Annotated in this window: 16 protein-coding genes; 3 read left to right on the top strand and 13 right to left on the bottom strand. The window is 57.1% G+C overall.

Annotated elements, in window-relative coordinates; genetic code table 11:
* The 9 genes from AB1287_RS19270 to AB1287_RS19230 all read right to left on the bottom strand — a co-directional run bounded on the left by AB1287_RS19270 (position 1) and on the right by AB1287_RS19230 (position 7,226).
* Positions 1–531 carry a cupin domain-containing protein gene (locus AB1287_RS19270; RefSeq protein ID WP_435618796.1) on the bottom strand — a complete coding sequence of 177 codons (531 nt, stop codon included), beginning with the start codon at positions 529–531 and terminating at the stop codon, positions 1–3.
* Between the two features lie 10 nt (positions 532–541).
* Positions 542–1,798: an MFS transporter gene (locus AB1287_RS19265; RefSeq protein ID WP_435618795.1), complete on the bottom strand. Its 1,257-nt coding sequence runs from the start codon at positions 1,796–1,798 to the stop codon at positions 542–544.
* A gap of 25 nt (positions 1,799–1,823) precedes the next feature.
* A complete protein-coding gene (locus tag AB1287_RS19260) occupies positions 1,824–3,011 on the bottom strand; it encodes an NAD(P)/FAD-dependent oxidoreductase (protein WP_435618794.1) in 1,188 nt (395 codons plus the stop codon).
* Positions 3,008–3,934, bottom strand: a complete 927-nt coding sequence (locus tag AB1287_RS19255) for a VOC family protein (RefSeq protein WP_435618793.1) — start codon at positions 3,932–3,934, stop codon at positions 3,008–3,010. The genes AB1287_RS19260 and AB1287_RS19255 overlap by 4 nt, the downstream gene beginning before the upstream one ends.
* Before the next feature lie 78 nt (positions 3,935–4,012).
* Positions 4,013–4,801, bottom strand: a complete 789-nt coding sequence (locus AB1287_RS19250) for an IclR family transcriptional regulator (protein ID WP_435618792.1) — start codon at positions 4,799–4,801, stop codon at positions 4,013–4,015.
* 14 nt (positions 4,802–4,815) lie between these two features.
* On the bottom strand, positions 4,816–5,565 hold the full coding sequence (locus tag AB1287_RS19245) for an SDR family oxidoreductase (RefSeq protein ID WP_435618791.1): 750 nt from the start codon (positions 5,563–5,565) through the stop codon (positions 4,816–4,818).
* Positions 5,565–6,587: a Rieske 2Fe-2S domain-containing protein gene (locus AB1287_RS19240; RefSeq protein WP_435618790.1), complete on the bottom strand. Its 1,023-nt coding sequence runs from the start codon at positions 6,585–6,587 to the stop codon at positions 5,565–5,567. Before AB1287_RS19240 ends, AB1287_RS19245 begins: the two co-directional genes overlap by 1 nt.
* A 10-nt stretch (positions 6,588–6,597) precedes the next feature.
* Complete coding sequence (locus tag AB1287_RS19235) at positions 6,598–6,906, bottom strand: recombinase-like helix-turn-helix domain-containing protein (protein ID WP_312629949.1); 309 nt, start codon at positions 6,904–6,906, stop codon at positions 6,598–6,600.
* The gene (locus tag AB1287_RS19230; protein WP_013098654.1) at positions 6,903–7,226 is read right to left on the bottom strand and encodes a Rieske (2Fe-2S) protein; all 324 of its coding nucleotides are present in this window, start codon (positions 7,224–7,226) and stop codon (positions 6,903–6,905) included. The genes AB1287_RS19235 and AB1287_RS19230 overlap by 4 nt, the downstream gene beginning before the upstream one ends.
* 414 nt (positions 7,227–7,640) lie before the next feature.
* Between AB1287_RS19230 and AB1287_RS19225 the strand changes: the two genes are divergently transcribed.
* Positions 7,641–8,852: an MFS transporter gene (locus tag AB1287_RS19225; protein ID WP_312629958.1), complete on the top strand. Its 1,212-nt coding sequence runs from the start codon at positions 7,641–7,643 to the stop codon at positions 8,850–8,852.
* 3 nt (positions 8,853–8,855) lie between these two features.
* Here the strand turns inward: AB1287_RS19225 and speB are convergent, their stop codons facing one another.
* The 4 genes from speB to AB1287_RS22490 all read right to left on the bottom strand — a co-directional run bounded on the left by speB (position 8,856) and on the right by AB1287_RS22490 (position 12,275).
* On the bottom strand, positions 8,856–9,776 hold the full coding sequence (speB, locus tag AB1287_RS19220) for an agmatinase (protein WP_312629947.1): 921 nt from the start codon (positions 9,774–9,776) through the stop codon (positions 8,856–8,858).
* Between the two features lie 150 nt (positions 9,777–9,926).
* Positions 9,927–11,903 carry a biosynthetic arginine decarboxylase gene (gene speA / locus AB1287_RS19215; protein ID WP_435618789.1) on the bottom strand — a complete coding sequence of 659 codons (1,977 nt, stop codon included), beginning with the start codon at positions 11,901–11,903 and terminating at the stop codon, positions 9,927–9,929.
* Positions 11,896–12,042: an acid stress response protein YqgB gene (gene yqgB / locus AB1287_RS19210; RefSeq protein WP_312629956.1), complete on the bottom strand. Its 147-nt coding sequence runs from the start codon at positions 12,040–12,042 to the stop codon at positions 11,896–11,898. Before yqgB ends, speA begins: the two co-directional genes overlap by 8 nt.
* An 89-nt stretch (positions 12,043–12,131) precedes the next feature.
* The gene (locus tag AB1287_RS22490) at positions 12,132–12,275 is read right to left on the bottom strand and encodes a hypothetical protein (protein ID WP_436799854.1); all 144 of its coding nucleotides are present in this window, start codon (positions 12,273–12,275) and stop codon (positions 12,132–12,134) included.
* 436 nt (positions 12,276–12,711) lie between these two features.
* Here AB1287_RS22490 and metK point away from each other — a divergent pair, with 436 nt between their 5' ends.
* Positions 12,712–13,866: a methionine adenosyltransferase gene (metK, locus tag AB1287_RS19205; RefSeq protein WP_312629945.1), complete on the top strand. Its 1,155-nt coding sequence runs from the start codon at positions 12,712–12,714 to the stop codon at positions 13,864–13,866.
* Between the two features lie 382 nt (positions 13,867–14,248).
* Entirely contained in the window at positions 14,249–15,664 is a 1,416-nt protein-coding gene (locus AB1287_RS19200; RefSeq protein ID WP_312629955.1) for a sugar porter family MFS transporter, read from the top strand.
* Positions 15,665–15,787 lie beyond the last annotated feature (123 nt).

Below are 15,787 nucleotides of genomic sequence, written 5' to 3'. Positions count from 1 at the left end.
TTAGTTCCGCTTCACTTTCGACAGCGGATGATCGGCTGGATAGGTCGGGATTTCCGGCTTGTTGGTCCCCAGCATGACGCACATCAGCGCCTCTTCTTCACCGTGGTTAAACAGGCCGCGATAAATACCCGCAGGTACGGAGATCAGGTCACGCTCGCGCAGCACGGTTTCGGTATAGCTGTCGCCGTCCTGAATCATCAGCGTGATTTGCCCTTTGAGCATGAAGAACACCTCTTCCACGTCGTCATGCAGGTGCAGCGGCCCTTCACACTTCGACGGCAGCACCATGGTGGAGAAGGTAAAATGGTCCGCCTGAACGGTATTGCTATCGTTCGCCACGCCCGTTGCCCCGGTGCCGATATAGCGCATCTGTGCGCGACGGTATTTCGGGTCGAAATCGGCCTGGAACTTCAGCGCGTTCCAGTCATATTTGCGGCCTTCGAAGCGCGCAATGCGCGATTCGATCCACTCTTCCATGGTCAGGTGGTCAGGCTTGATACCTGATGTATGGGTTACGGTTGAATCAGTCATAACACTCTCCTCAGTAACGTCTCAGCAGCGGCAGTAACAGGACGCAGCCCACCGCCGCCATCACCGCCAGAAAAATCAGCCCGGAATCCATGCTGTGGGTGAAGGCGATTAGAGCGCCCATCACCGCTGGCGACAGCGCGCCCGCAAAGTTTCCCAGCCCGTTGAAAATACCGCCCGCCGTGGCGCTCACCCGTGGATGGGTGGCCTTTGCCAGCAGAGCGAAAATGTTGGGTGCGCCCGTGCCCCACATGAAGGTGCTGAAGCTCATCGCCGCGATGATGGTCAGCGGAGTAGTAAGGTGCATCACCGCAGCCAGCCCCACCGCCGCACCCGCCATTGAGATAAAGCAGGCTGCCGCGCGTTTATCGACCCTGTCCGAAAGCCATGCGCCAATCACTTCGCCCACCAACATGGCGATAAACGGCATCGACGACAGCCAGCCCGCGTGCTCCAGATGAATGCCTTTGCCTTTAATCAGGTAGCCCGGCAGCCAGCCGTTAATGCCCCACAGATAGGTAAGAAAGGCGATGTTAAAGATGCAGATGATCCAGAAGTGCGGGCTGACAAACAGCTCGCGTCGTGCCGCACGGCGCTCATCCTGTGACGCCTGTGAAGCACCGGGTTTCGCCTCCAGACGGATCCCACGCAGGCCGATGCGAACAAACAGCAGCACCGGCACGGTCAGCATCGCCATCACAAAGAAGGTGCTCTGCCAGCCGAAAGTATTCAGCAGCCAGAGGGAGAGCGGAAAACCAACCGCGGCACCGACCGGCGTTCCCAGCAGCCAGAGCATGGTGGCGCGGGCCTGCAGATGCTGCGGGAAGTTATGGCGCACGATAGCGAACGCCAGCGGGAACAGCGGCCCTTCCGCCACGCCAAGCAGAATGCGCAGCACGATCATCACCGTGTAGTTATGGGTAAAGCCCATCGCCACCATCAGCACACACCACACCGCCATCATCCCGGTGAGCAGGCGCAGCGGCGCAATTTTGTCGCCTAAACCGCTTAAAAAGACCGACGAAAAACCATAGCTCAGCAGGAAGGCACTCATCAGAATGCCGAGGCGCGTGGTGTCAAAATCAATCCCCATCGCCTGCTGGAAATGGCCGTCAGAAAACAGCGCCGCAATGCTGATTTTGTCGAAAAACGCCAGCAGTACGCAGGCCAGCAGCGACAGCGGAATGGCCCAGCGCACCGCCTTTTCGGGCGTGCGGGTGCCCTCACCGCTTGCCTCAACGGGCGCGGTGTTGGTCTCGAATGTGGTCATGTCTCCCCCTACGGGCGCGCGTTTTTTATCGCAGTGACATCAGTGAAAAAGTCGGGTCGGCGAGCGGCACGTCAAATAGATCCCGTCCGGCCGCCATCCAGCGCTTCGCCAGCTTGACGGTGCGCGCATCGTTAAATGCCACCAGCTGCGTCAGCCGCCCGTTCTCGTCCAGCGAGAAGAACAGCGACTCTTCACGCGCTATCGTTGTGCTCCCCGGCTGCGGAATGCCGAGGATCTGAATGTTGTGCTGGTATTGATCCGACCACAGCCACGGCGCATCGTCGTAGCCCGGCGCATCAGAGTTGAGCATCGCTTTCGCCGTCGCCACCGCCTGATTCTGGGCAAAGGCCCAGGACTGGATGCACAGGCCGTAATGGTGGTGCTGAGCCACATCGCCCGCAGCGAAGATAAACGGATCTGACGTGCGTCCTTGCGCATCCACCACGATCCCACGTTCGGTTTTTAGCCCGGCATCGCGCACCAATTCCAGATTGAGATCGACGCCGATCCCCACCACCACCGCATCGAAGGTTTCACGTTTGCCGTCGCAGTGAATAACCGGAAGTCCGCCGTCATCTTCCAGCTCCAGCACGCCGCAGCCGGTACGGATGTCCACGCCCTGCTCCCGATGGAGAGCCTCTAAGCGTTGAGAAACCTCGCCGCTGACCGAGCGCATGCACAACGCTGGCTGCTGCTCGAACAGCGTGACCGCCACGCCGCTTTTACGTGCCGAGGCGGCAATCTCCAGGCCAATCCAGCCGCCGCCGATAATGGCCAGCTTTTTACTTTCAGCCAGACGACCTTTCAGGCGCTGCGCATCCTGCCAGTGGCGTAAGGTATAGACCTGCGGGTGACGGGCCCACGCCTCACCCGGCAGGCGCGCCCGCCCTCCGGTGGCAATGAGAAGAGCGGTGTAATTCAGCTGCTCGCCGTTACTTAACCGTACCGTTTTCGCGCCGCGATCGATCTGTTCTGCTCGCAACGGTCGGAACCAGGTCAGGCTCAGCGCCTGCTGCGCCTCTTCAGAAAACAGCCGCGGCAGCTGCGCGTCTGGCTCCAGGAGTGAGGCTTTGGAGAGTGGCGGGCGCTCGTAGAAATCCCACGCCTCCTCCGCTACCACGCAAATCTCACCGTCGAAGCCCTCGTCGCGCAAGGTTTTCGCCGCCCAGCCGCCCGCCTGACCGCCACCGATAATCACCATGCGCGAGGTCATACCGCCTCCGGCTTTTTCTGCTGACGGCGGGTATCGTGGTCGATGCCGCCTTCCACTGCCCATTCGGTGAAGGAGACCAGAGAGTGTTCCAGTTCACGCGGCTGCCAGTTTTCGGTCAGGTAGTCGTCGTTGGTGTAGTACTCGAACGCGCCGCCGGTCGGGCTGTTAACGTACCAGAAGTACGCCGATGACACCGGATGACGGCCTGGCCCAATAAAGGTGCTCCAGGCGTTTTTATTCATCGCAATACCGCCGCCAATCACCTCGTGAATATCGCGCACGGTGAAGGCCACGTGGTTCAGGCCGCGCTTACGATTCGGCAGTTGCAGCAGAAACAGGTTGTGATGGCCGCCGCGCACGCCGCAGCGCAGGAACACGGCGCGGTTGATATAGCGGTCGGAAACCTGAAAGCCGAGCACCTCGCGGTAGAATTTTTCCACCGCCGCCAGCTCTTCCACGAAGAACACCACGTGGCCGACATTAATCGGCTGCGCGCGGTCGTAAACCGGGCTTGGGGTATCGATACGGCGGACATCGCCCCATTGATTGATGGGTTCGACGTTCATCTCCACGTCGCTTTGCTGGCTCACCTGCACGCGCAGCGTCATGCCGTTCGGGTCGAGGCACTCGAGCCCGTCGCCCACTTCACAAAAGCCGGGCTGTTGTTCAAGCTTCGGGCGTAGCGCATCCAGATCGGCCTGCGTGGCGACCGCCCAGGTCATACGTCGCAGCGTGTTGCCCGCTTCAAAAGCAGGGGGAAGATCGGGGCTGTCGATGGGGTTCAGCTCCACGCGCGCGCCGCTTAAGGTCGTAAAACGCTGGCCGCTGGCATCGCCCGTCAGGCCAAAATCACGCATAAATTTGGCGCAGTGCGTCAGGTCTTCAACGCCAAATTCCAGCTTTTCAATTCCGGTTACACTCATCGTTCGTTGCCTCTTCTGGCCCAAATTGGGCGTAAAACATGCCCGACGCAGCGAAGCGCCTGACGTTAACTTGCTGATTTAACTGGCCTGTGACAGATAACCTAAGAAGCCAGATATTTTATCCGCCGCCAGGCGGACGTCGTTTTGCAGGCGTTCGCGATCGGTTTGCGGGATCTCCTCCGACGGGACCAGGATGCTCACCACCGCCGCCACGCGATGGCTTCGGTCATACACCGGATAGACAATGGAGGAGATGCCCTGGCGGAAGAAGGATTCGCCGATCACATACCCGCGGGCTTTGTCCTGCTGGACCATCTGCCACAGGGCTTCGCGGTCGTGAAGCTGCCCTGGCATGTTGCCCGGCAGGCGCTCGTGCGGGAACAGCTGCTCAAAGTCAGCGCGGGAAATATCGGTCAACAGCATGCGGCCCAGCGAGGTGCAGTGCACCGGTAAACGGGTGCCAATGCTGACCTGATTGATACGCGAACCGGCGGCGCTAACGCGGGCGATATAAATAATGTCGCGTCCGTCGCGGATCGCCAGATGGCTGCTGCACTGGCTGACGTCGCGCAGCTGTTCGATCACCGGCTGGCCGACCTGCGCCACATCCAGCGAGGCGATGTACTCAAAGCCAAGGCGCAGCACGTTCATGCCTAGCGAGAAGGTATTGGTGCGCGTATTGCGCTCCAGAAAGCCCATATATTCCAGCGTCTGTACCACCCGGTAGGCGGTGGCCTTCGGCATATCCACCAGCCGGTGCAGCTCGGCAAAGGTCAGTTCGCGATGCTGCTCGCCGAAGGCCAAAAGCAGCTGTAAACCGCGCTCCAGCCCCGGCACCAGGTACTTCACTTCCTGATCGTTTGCCATAATCGCTTCACCCGTTAGTTAAAGACAAAACCGCCGTTGACCGGAATCAGCTGCCCGGTGATAAACCGCGACAGATCGCTTAACAGCCAGACCACGCTGCCGGTGACGTCCTCCGGTTGCTGGGCCCCCGTTAATGCGCGCCCGTTTTCGTAAAGCTGATGGCGCTCGGCCGGAACATATTCCGTCGCCTCGACGCGGGTTAACCCCGGCGCAATGGCGTTGATACGAATGCGTTTTTCGCCCAGCTCGCGCGCCATCGAACGCGTCATGGCAATCACGGCACCTTTACTGGCCACGTAGGCCATAAGGCGCGGTGCGCCCCACAGCGCGGTATCGGAAGCTACGTTCACGATCCCTGCCCCTTCGCGCAGCAGCGGAACAGCGGCGCGGGTCACAAGCCAGGTACCTTTGACGTTCACGCTCATCACGCGGTCCCACAGACCGGGATCGTAATCGAGCATATTTTTGCCGCCCACGCCGGTCGCCATCGCCGCGTTGTTCACCAACCCGTCAATCTGGCCTCGCTCGCCAATCGTGCTGAACACCTGCTCAATGGACTGAGGATCGGCCAGATCGATAACGTGAGATTCGATCGTAAAACCTTGTGCACGCAGGCCGTGTGCGCGCTCAGCCAGTTCCCCCTGAAGGATGTCGCACATCACCACCGCCGCTCCCTGCTCCGCGCAGGCTCTGGCAAAGTGATAGCCCAGCCCGCGCGCGGCGCCGGTGACGACAATGCGCTTTCCGCTCAGCAGCCCATTCATCAGGCGGCTCCCTGCTGTTCTTCACGCGCGGACAGCTGATCTTTCGCCGCTTTTTGCATCATGCGGCGCAGGCGTGAAAGGCCGACGTCGTGCTGGTAGAGGTACTCATGTTCGCGGGCATCGGGCGCCAGGCTTTCCAGCACCACGCGATCCTGCTCCAGCACTTCCCAGTGCAGCTTTTCCAGACGGTTGCGGTACATAAAGCGCCACATATCGCGCTGCCAGCCCTGCACGCGGCGGATACGCCAGAAGAAGACGCGGCAGTTGTCGTTATCTTCCGGCACCACCATGCCGACGATAAAGAAGTGGCCGCCCGGCCCGAAACGCTTCTTATAAGGAATGGAGAGGCGCATCCAGTACGCGCCGCTGTTGCCCAGCTCCACCCAGTCGAAGTTGACGCCGCTCTGCCCTTTTTTCTCAAAGATGAAGCCGGTTTTGGTGGGCTGCAGCACCATGTCGGCCTTGCGATCTCCTTCCGCCATCGAGTGCGAAGAGGAGTGCAAATAGGTGCCGTGCATCGGGTCCATCACGTTTTCCAGCGCGTACTGGTAATTACATTTCCACGCGGCGGTGCAGAGGAAGTTGCTGAAATTGTCGGTGTCGGCGAGTTCATCCGGGAAGCTCAGTTCGTCCGGCTGTTGGTCAGCGGTAACGCCGAACCACAGGAAGATGGCCCCGTGCGCCTCCTGCACGTTGTAGCTACGCACGCACTGCTGGCCGACCAGCGGGCATTTGTCCACCGCAGGCACATCTTTCACCTCGCCGTTACCCGCCACTTCCACGCCGTGATACCAGCAGGCGATGCGGTCGCCGAGGTTCCAGCCCATCGACAGGCGTGCGCCACGGTGCGGGCAGCGGTCTTCCAGCGCCTGCACCTGACCATCTTTATTGCGCCAGACCACAATCTGCTCGCCCAGGCGGGTAATGCCCACAGGAGCAGACTGCACTTCCCAACTGGCCAGCACCGGATACCAGAGGCCGCGCAGTCCTTTATCGAGATAATTTTGTACGGTAGTCGTCATCGCGTTGTCCTCAGTACCCGTTAACCTGTAAGAATGCCTGGAAGCTGGCCTCGCTCCACGGCTCGCCCTGCTGATCGTGCATGCGCACCGCGTTCAGCCCGTTTACCAGCTCCGGTAATGCTTCGGCGCCCTGTTCAAAGAGGTCTTCCAGCGTAGCGATGAGGCTCACTTCCCAGTTTTCCGGCGCGCGGCTGCGTGTTTGCCAGATCAGATTCTGGTAAGCACCCGGCTTATGGATAGCGCCATTGCCGCCCTCGGCCGGCGGGGTAAACTGGCGGCTTTCCGGCAGCGCCGGGTTGAAGTTCAGGGTATCGCTCATGCCACGGTCTCCTCGACAAAGGTAATCTGGATTTGGTTTTCAAATACCCGAACCGGGTAGCGGTTGAGGTTGCGGCCGCCGGGGCCGTGCAGGCACTGGCCCGTTTTGACGTCGAACACCGCTTCATGCAGCGGGCATTCCACTTTGCCGTCTTCCACGAAGCCCTGGCTCAGTAGCGCATAGGCGTGCGGGCATACGTCTTCCAGCGCGTAATATTCACCGTCAATCAAATAAACGCCGATCTCTTTACCTTCGACGTTGCCGCTAAAAGGGAAATCTTCCTGTACTTGCTCTGCGTCACATACGCCTATCCAGCTCATCGCGATCCTCCAGGCTCTTGTTTCATATATGAAACTCTGTTTCTTATTTAATACGGTCAATATAAAAGCGATGAACCTTTCGTCAAGCGCCAATGTGACAAAGTTGTTAACCGATCAGCAATTAATTAACTAAGTGTGCAAAGGATCACGAAAAAATGCAGAGATATGAAATTTTCATTTTTCAGGCGTGAATGAATACGTTTTTTTGATGTCCTTTGAATTTAATAAATAGATATTGACTTCTTTTCTTTTTGTTCCTTAAAAATAAAGGAAAAGGCAGCCATGAAGTTTCACCTGTGAAACAGCATTTATTTTTATTTTTTATAATCAATAAGTTTCACAGGTGAATCATTTTAGCTGCGTGACAATCACTGTGATAAAAATATAACCAGATAAAATCTTAAGGTGGGCATGATGACGGCAAGATGGCAAGGCACGATAGCACTGTTATTGCTCATTATTATTTCTTACATCGACCGGGTAAATATCTCTGTGATGATTTTAAACCCGGATTTTGCTGAACATTTTCAGCTAAATGAAAACAGAATGTTACAGGGAATGCTCATGACCTGCTTTCTTCTGGGTTATGGTTTCTCCGCCTTATTATTAACGCCGGTTATCGAAAGCAAGCTGCATTATCGGCAGGGATTATTAAGCAGCATTGCGATTTGGGCCCTCGTTTGCGCTATTTCACCTCTGCTCGGCTCGCTGATGGGAATGCTCGTCGCGCGCGTGATTCTGGGCATTGCCGAGGGGCCGCTCTTCTCGCTGAAAACGCGCTTTATCAGCGATAACTTCAACGCGGAGGAAATCGGCAAACCCAATGCGGTTACCGCGCTCGGCGTCTCTCTCGGCCTGGCGGTAGGCTTTCCGCTGGTCACCTGGCTGATGGCGCATTTCGGTTGGGCGGGGTCATTTTATGCGCTGGCGGCGATGAATCTGCTGCTGGGTGGCGGACTTATCTGGCGCTTTCTGCCTGCGCCGCACCTCGTCACGAAGAGCAAAAAACCGGGTTTGGTGCAGACGTTCACGCTTGCCTGGCAAACGCCGCTGCTGGGCTGGATCCTGCTGGTTGAAATCGCCACCCTGAGCTATCTGTGGGGCAGCAGCGCGTGGCTGCCCGCGTGGCTTCGCGATGAACACCACTTCTCGCTGCATGCGACGGGAATGCTGGCGGCTATTCCCTTTCTGCTAAGCCTGGGTTCCAAGTTTCTGGGTGGCGTGCTGCTCGACAAAATGCGCCCGGAACAGGCACCAATGCTGTTTGTGATGGGCGGCCTGCTGACGGCGCTGTCCGTGATTGCGCTGATGCTGAGCCATCAGGCTGCGTGGCTGGCGCTGTTTATGCTTTCCGCTAACGTCTTCTGGGGGCTACAGGGTGCCGCCATTCCTGCCGTGCTCCAGCATCACGCCGCGCGGGAGGCGGTCGGTAGCGCCTATGGGATCATCAATGGAATCGGGAATATCTGCGCCGCGTTTATTCCGCTGCTGATGGGCGTGGTGATGAAATCGGTGGGATCGGTCAGCTCCGGCTTTTCGGTGCTGGTTGTGTCGCAGGTTGTGACCCTGGTGGCCGGAGGAATGTTGCTGCTGCGCATGCGTCGCGCAGCAGCCATCAGCGCGTAAGGCTTATTCGCCTTTCTTCGCCGCCTGGATATAAAGCATTTCCAGCGCCAGCGTTGCTGCTGCCAGCGCGGTGATCTCAGACTGATCGTACGCCGGGGCCACTTCGACCACGTCCATACCGACGATGTTCAGATCTTTGAGGCCGCGCACCAGCTTGATGGCGCGATCGGACGTCAGGCCGCCAATGACCGGCGTACCGGTGCCTGGTGCAAACGCCGGATCCAGACAGTCGATATCAAAAGTCAGATACACCGGCATATCGCCAACAATCTGCTTAACCTGAGCGATGATATCGTCCACGCCGCGATCGTTTACCTGACCCGCATCCAGCACGGTGAAGCCGTTGTCTTTGTCGAACTCGGTACGAATGCCGATTTGCACAGAGTGGTTCGGATCGATCAGGCCTTCCTTCGGCGCGGTAAAGAACATGGTGCCGTGGTCAAATTCACAGCCGTTCGCGTAGGTGTCGGTGTGCGCATCGAAATGCACCAGCGCCATTTTGCCGAAGTGTTTGGCGTGAGCGCGCAGCAGCGGCAGCGTCACGAAGTGGTCACCGCCGAAAGAGAGCATGCGCTTGCCGGCCGCCAGCAGTTTTTCTGCATGCGCCTGCAATTTTTCACTCATTTCACGGGCATCGCCAAACGCATAAACCAGATCGCCGCAGTCCACGACTTTCAGGCGCTCGCGCATGTCAAAGTCCCACGGGAAGCGATTGTGTTCCCACGCGAGGTTAGTGGACACCTGGCGAATCGCCGCCGGGCCGTGGCGGCCACCGGCACGACCGGAGGTGGCTGCATCAAACGGCACGCCGGTGATGACCCACTCAGCGTCGCTGTCGTATGGCTGGAAGTTGAGCGGCAGACGCAGGAAACCAAACGCGTTCGATACCAGAGAGTTGTCGTACTGATGACCCAAAGTGCTCATAAAAATGACCTCGTATACCGTCGGGTGTTTATGACAGATGAAAAAAAATCCCTTCCGCGTCGTTAGGCCCGACGAGGAAGGGATCGATTCGTGTGTACTGCTTGTTAAGGCGATTATCGCCAAAATTCTGACCGGGTCAAGCGCCCGGGGTTACTCGTCTTCCAGATAAGTGTAACCGTACAGACCCGCTTCAAACTCTTCGAGGAACTGCTGCTGCAGCGCGTCGTCCAGGCCGGTCTGTTTCACCTGATCGCGGAACTGAGTGAGCAGCGTTTTCGGATCCAGCTGCACGTATTCCAGCATGTCCGCCACGGTGTCGCCTTCGTCGGAAAGCTCCACTTCCACGCTGCCGTCAGGGAAGACAAACACGTCCACCGCTTCGGTATCGCCGAACAGGTTGTGCATGTTACCGAGGATTTCCTGGTAAGCACCAACCATAAAGAAGCCCAGCATTGGCGGGTTCTCCGGGTCGTATTCCGGCATTGGCATGGTAGTGGCAATGCCGTCACCGTCGATGTAGTGATCGATTGCACCATCGGAATCACAGGTGATGTCCAGCAGCACCGCGCGGCGCTCCGGCACCTGATTCAGGCCCTCAAGCGGCAGTACCGGGAACAGCTGGTCGATCCCCCACGCGTCCGGCATTGACTGGAACAGCGAGAAGTTGACGTACATTTTGTCCGCCATGCGCTCCTGCAGTTCATCAATGATTGGGCGATGGGCGCGATTGCTTGGGTCGAGCTGTTTCTGCACCTCATGGCACATCCCCAAATAGAGCTGCTCAGCCCAGGCACGCTGCTGCAGGCTGTAGGCCCCGGAAGAGTAGCCGATATGGACATCGTGCAGATCCATCTGGCTGTCGTGCAGCCACTCACGCAGCGAACGACGCCCGCCCGGCTCATGAAGCTCCTGCCAGGTTTCCCACATATTTTGCAGCGTTCGCGGCGCATCTTCAGCTGGCGCAGACGGCGTGGTGTATTCGTTACGCTCAACGCCGATGATGTTAGACACCAGCACGGTATGGTGCGCGGTAACGGCACGACCAGATTCCGTGATCACCGTAGGATGCGGCAGGCCGTTTTCTTCACAGGCATCGCCAATCGCCCAGATGATGTTATTAGCGTATTCATTGAGGCCGTAGTTCACCGAACAGTCAGACTGCGAACGAGTGCCTTCATAATCGACGCCCAGGCCACCGCCTACGTCAAAGCACTGAATGTTCACGCCAAGCTTATGCAGCTCGACGTAGAAACGGGCAGACTCACGCACGCCGGTGGCGATATCGCGAATGTTCGCCATCTGTGAACCGAGATGGAAATGCAGCAGCTGAATGCTGTCCAGACGATTGTGCTTACGCAGGATCTCCACCAGCTGCAGCACCTGGGTTGCCGCCAGGCCGAATTTGGATTTTTCACCGCCGGAGGACTGCCATTTCCCCGAGCCCTGTGAAGCCAGACGAGCACGTACGCCAAGGCGTGGCACCACGTTCAGACGTTCAGCTTCTTCGAGCACGATAGCAACTTCGGACATCTTCTCGATAACCAGATAGACCTTGTGGCCCATCTTCTCGCCGATCAGCGCCAGGCGAATATATTCGCGGTCTTTGTAGCCGTTGCAGACGATCACGCTGCGGGTCATGCCGGCATGCGCCAGCACCGCCATCAGCTCGGCTTTCGAACCGGCTTCAAGGCCCAGCGGTTCGCCAGAGTGGATCAGGGATTCAATCACGCGGCGGTGCTGGTTCACCTTGATCGGGTAAACGAGGAAGTAGTCGCCTTTATAGCCGTAGGATTCCCGCGCGCGCTTGAAGGCGGCGTTAATGGAACGCAGACGGTGTTGCAGGATCTGCGGGAAGCAGAACAATGCAGGCAGCCGCTGTCCTTGCGCTTCACGAGCTTTCACCAGCTTAGCGAGATCCACGCGGGCTTCGGGTACGTCGGGATCCGGGCACACGCTGATATGACCCAGCTCGTTCACGTCGTAATAATTATTGCCCCACCAGGCAATGTTGTAAGTACGCAGCATCTTGCTGGCTTCCTGAGAGCTCATTGCCACCTCCTGCATGGAACGTAGTACACCCTGTTCGCCGGCTGACGAAAGGGGAAATAAAGACATGTCGTCAGACATAGCGAACCTCAAATGTTGGCAAAAGTGTAAAACAGTTGACTACTATCGCAATGTTACTCAGCGATAACAACCCATAAACAGCCGTGTGCTTCAGCAGAGTATGCTGAACGCCCGCCTGTGCGACCGGTTTCTTGTTCATATCATTGTAAAACATAGACCCGGGGTTTGAAGGACCACCGGAGAAACCACGAGAAAACCCCTGTGCAACAGGAGCGCCCTTGTCCAGTATCAGAGTGCCTGACCGGCCCTTGAATCCTGAGATAAGCCCGAATGAGGATAACTTCGGCAGGTTTTATGCGAAGAGAGTGAAGCTGCTGGGGATAAATGCACGCCGGAACGGCATGACTGAATCTGCAAAAAACGATGGTTCATTATGTCGTATCACCTCCACACCAACCCACCGGGGCCAGCGACAAGCCAAAGCCAAACTTTCCGTGTAAAAAAACACTGCTTAACCCGGCTGGAAGTGGCGACACGAAGGCAGGCATCGTGCGCTTTTTTGGTATGAGCCGCGCGCGGCGTTTTATACCGGGAACCCGGATAAAAAGCAAAATATTAATGCGCACGCTTCCACCGCTGTCAGGAAAAATTGCCAGCCTCCCGGGCACGCAGATGCGACACATCTCAAAAAAAACTGGCAATCGGGCGAAACTCTGACCTAAAATAGCCATCCAGATGTTAATCCATCTATACTGATTAACACCCAGACTGTTTGTGTGATTATCGGCAAGTTCTGGTTTAAAAGTCTGTCAGAACATCCAGTTACAACAGTTTGAGCTAACCGAATTCTTTCCAGGTGAAATAAAACATGGCAAAACACCTCTTTACGTCCGAGTCCGTATCTGAAGGGCATCCAGACAAAATTGCTGACCAAATCTCCGACGCCGTACTTGACGCTATCCTCGAGCAGGATCCGAAAGCGCGCGTAGCCTGTGAAACTTACGTCAAAACCGGCATGGTTTTAGTGGGCGGTGAAATCACCACCAGCGCGTGGGTGGATATCGAAGAGATCACCCGTAACACGGTGCGCGAAATTGGCTATGTGCATTCCGATATGGGCTTTGACGCCAACTCCTGCGCGGTACTGAGCGCAATCGGGAAACAGTCTCCGGACATCAACCAGGGCGTTGACCGTGCCGATCCGCTGGAGCAGGGCGCGGGCGACCAGGGCCTGATGTTTGGCTATGCCACTAACGAAACCGACGTGCTGATGCCAGCGCCAGTCACCTACGCACACCGTCTGGTGCAGCGTCAGGCTGAAGTGCGTAAAAACGGCACTCTGCCGTGGCTGCGTCCGGATGCAAAAAGCCAGGTGACCTTCCAGTATGACGACGGCAAAATCGTCGGCATCGATGCCGTGGTGCTCTCCACTCAGCACGCCGAAGATATCGATCAGAAATCCCTGCAGGAAGCAGTGATGGAAGAGATCATCAAGCCCGTTCTGCCAACCGAATGGCTGAACAGCGCCACCAAATTCTTCATCAACCCAACCGGCCGTTTCGTTATCGGTGGCCCAATGGGCGACTGCGGTCTGACCGGACGTAAGATCATCGTGGATACTTACGGCGGCATGGCTCGTCACGGCGGCGGTGCGTTCTCCGGTAAAGATCCGTCTAAAGTTGACCGTTCTGCGGCGTACGCGGCACGCTATGTTGCGAAAAACATCGTTGCGGCAGGCCTGGCCGATCGCTGTGAAATTCAGGTTTCCTACGCAATCGGCGTGGCAGAACCGACGTCCATCATGGTTGAAACCTTCGGCACCGAAAAAGTCCCGGCCGAGCAGCTGACCCTGCTGGTGCGTGAATTCTTCGACCTGCGTCCGTACGGCCTGATTCAGATGCTGGATCTGCTGCACCCAATCTACAAAGAAACCGCAGCCTACGGTCACTTTGGTCGTGAACATTTCCCTTGGGAAAAAACCGACAAAGCCGCCCTGCTGCGTGAGGCCGCGGGTCTGAAATAAGCCCTGCCGCTTTCTGCTTCAAAGGCCAGCCTCGCGCTGGCCTTTTGCTTTTCTGCTACGCTAAAAACCCATCATTCGCCCCGCAAACCCCCTTCACGCCAATCTGTCTGAATTCTTCCAATGAAAGCGCTTACACTAATGCTGCAAGGACATTTTTGAGACTTTTTACTTTGCAAGAACCCAATTGTTGTGATGTTACAGCAAGTTTCGGGTAAGTCTCAAAAATGCAATTTATCTGTGCGCATATTCAATTATATCTATTTGATAAATAACATCTTATTAAGATTACATAACCTGACATTTGTGTAACCGATTACACCATTGTGATTTATCTCACATCTTTTCACGCCCTCCTAACCTACCCTTTACATTGATAAAACTGATAACCCATTTGGAGGGCATAATGCCTGTCAATAAAAAACAGGGGTATTCCAACAAGGCGATTACGTTCTTTGTTTGCTTCCTCGCAGCCCTGGCGGGATTGCTGTTCGGCCTTGATATTGGCGTGATTGCGGGCGCACTGCCCTTCATCGCCCATGAATTCCAGATTGACTCACACACCCAGGAATGGGTAGTCAGCTCGATGATGTTCGGTGCCGCGGTGGGTGCCGTCGGCAGCGGCTGGCTTTCTTATCGTCTTGGCCGTAAAAAAAGCCTGATGATCGGCGCGATCCTGTTCGTGGCGGGCTCGCTTTGCTCCGCCGCCGCGCCGAACGTAGAAGTGCTGCTGGTATCCCGCGTACTGCTGGGCCTGGCGGTCGGTGTTGCCTCCTACACCGCGCCGCTGTACCTGTCTGAAATCGCGCCAGAGAAAATTCGCGGCAGCATGATTTCGATGTACCAGCTGATGATCACTATCGGGATCCTCGCGGCCTACCTTTCCGATACCGCTTTTAGCTACAGCGGCGCATGGCGCTGGATGCTCGGCGTAATTATCATCCCTGCCGTTCTGCTGCTGATTGGCGTCTTCTTCCTGCCGGACAGCCCACGCTGGTACGCTGCTAAACGCCGGTTTAATGATGCCGAACGCGTACTGCAACGCCTGCGTGACACCAGCGCCGAAGCAAAAAATGAGCTCGAAGAGATCCGTGAAAGCCTGAAGGTGAAGCAGTCCGGCTGGGCGCTGTTTAAAGAGAACAGCAACTTCCGCCGCGCGGTGTTCCTCGGCGTGCTGTTACAGGTAATGCAACAGTTCACCGGTATGAACGTCATCATGTACTACGCGCCGAAAATCTTCGAGCTGGCAGGCTACGCCAACACCACTGAACAAATGTGGGGCACGGTGATCGTCGGCCTGACTAACGTGCTGGCAACCTTTATCGCGATTGGCCTTGTGGACCGCTGGGGACGTAAACCGACGCTGGTGCTCGGCTTCCTGGTCATGGCCGTCGGCATGGGCGTACTCGGCACCATGATGCATAACGGCATCCACACGCCTGGCGCGCAGTACTTCGCCGTCGCCATGCTGCTGATGTTTATCGTGGGCTTCGCGATGAGCGCCGGTCCGCTGATTTGGGTCCTGTGCTCTGAGATCCAGCCGCTGAAAGGACGCGATTTCGGTATCACCTGTTCGACCGCCACCAACTGGATTGCCAACATGATCGTCGGTGCGACCTTCCTGACCATGCTGAACTCGCTCGGCAACGCCAATACCTTCTGGGTTTACGGCGGCCTGAACCTGTTCTTCATCGTGCTGACGCTGTGGCTGGTACCGGAAACCAAACACGTGTCGCTGGAACATATCGAACGTAACCTGATGAAAGGCCGTCCACTGCGCGAGATTGGCGCGCATAATTAAGTTTCAGTTGCTGTAGGTGCCGGGTGGCGCTGCGCTAACCCGGCCTACAGACCCACATTTGTAGGCCCGGCAAGCGCAGCACCGCCGGGCGATACCGCCTCTTGCACTCCCCCGTCCATCGTT

The sequence above is a fragment of the Scandinavium sp. UTDF21-P1B genome (genome assembly GCF_040750395.1).
In the GTDB taxonomy this organism is placed as follows: Bacteria; Pseudomonadota; Gammaproteobacteria; order Enterobacterales; family Enterobacteriaceae; genus Scandinavium.
Note: the sequence above shows the minus strand (reverse complement) of the source record. Positions and strands in the feature narration are given on the sequence as shown.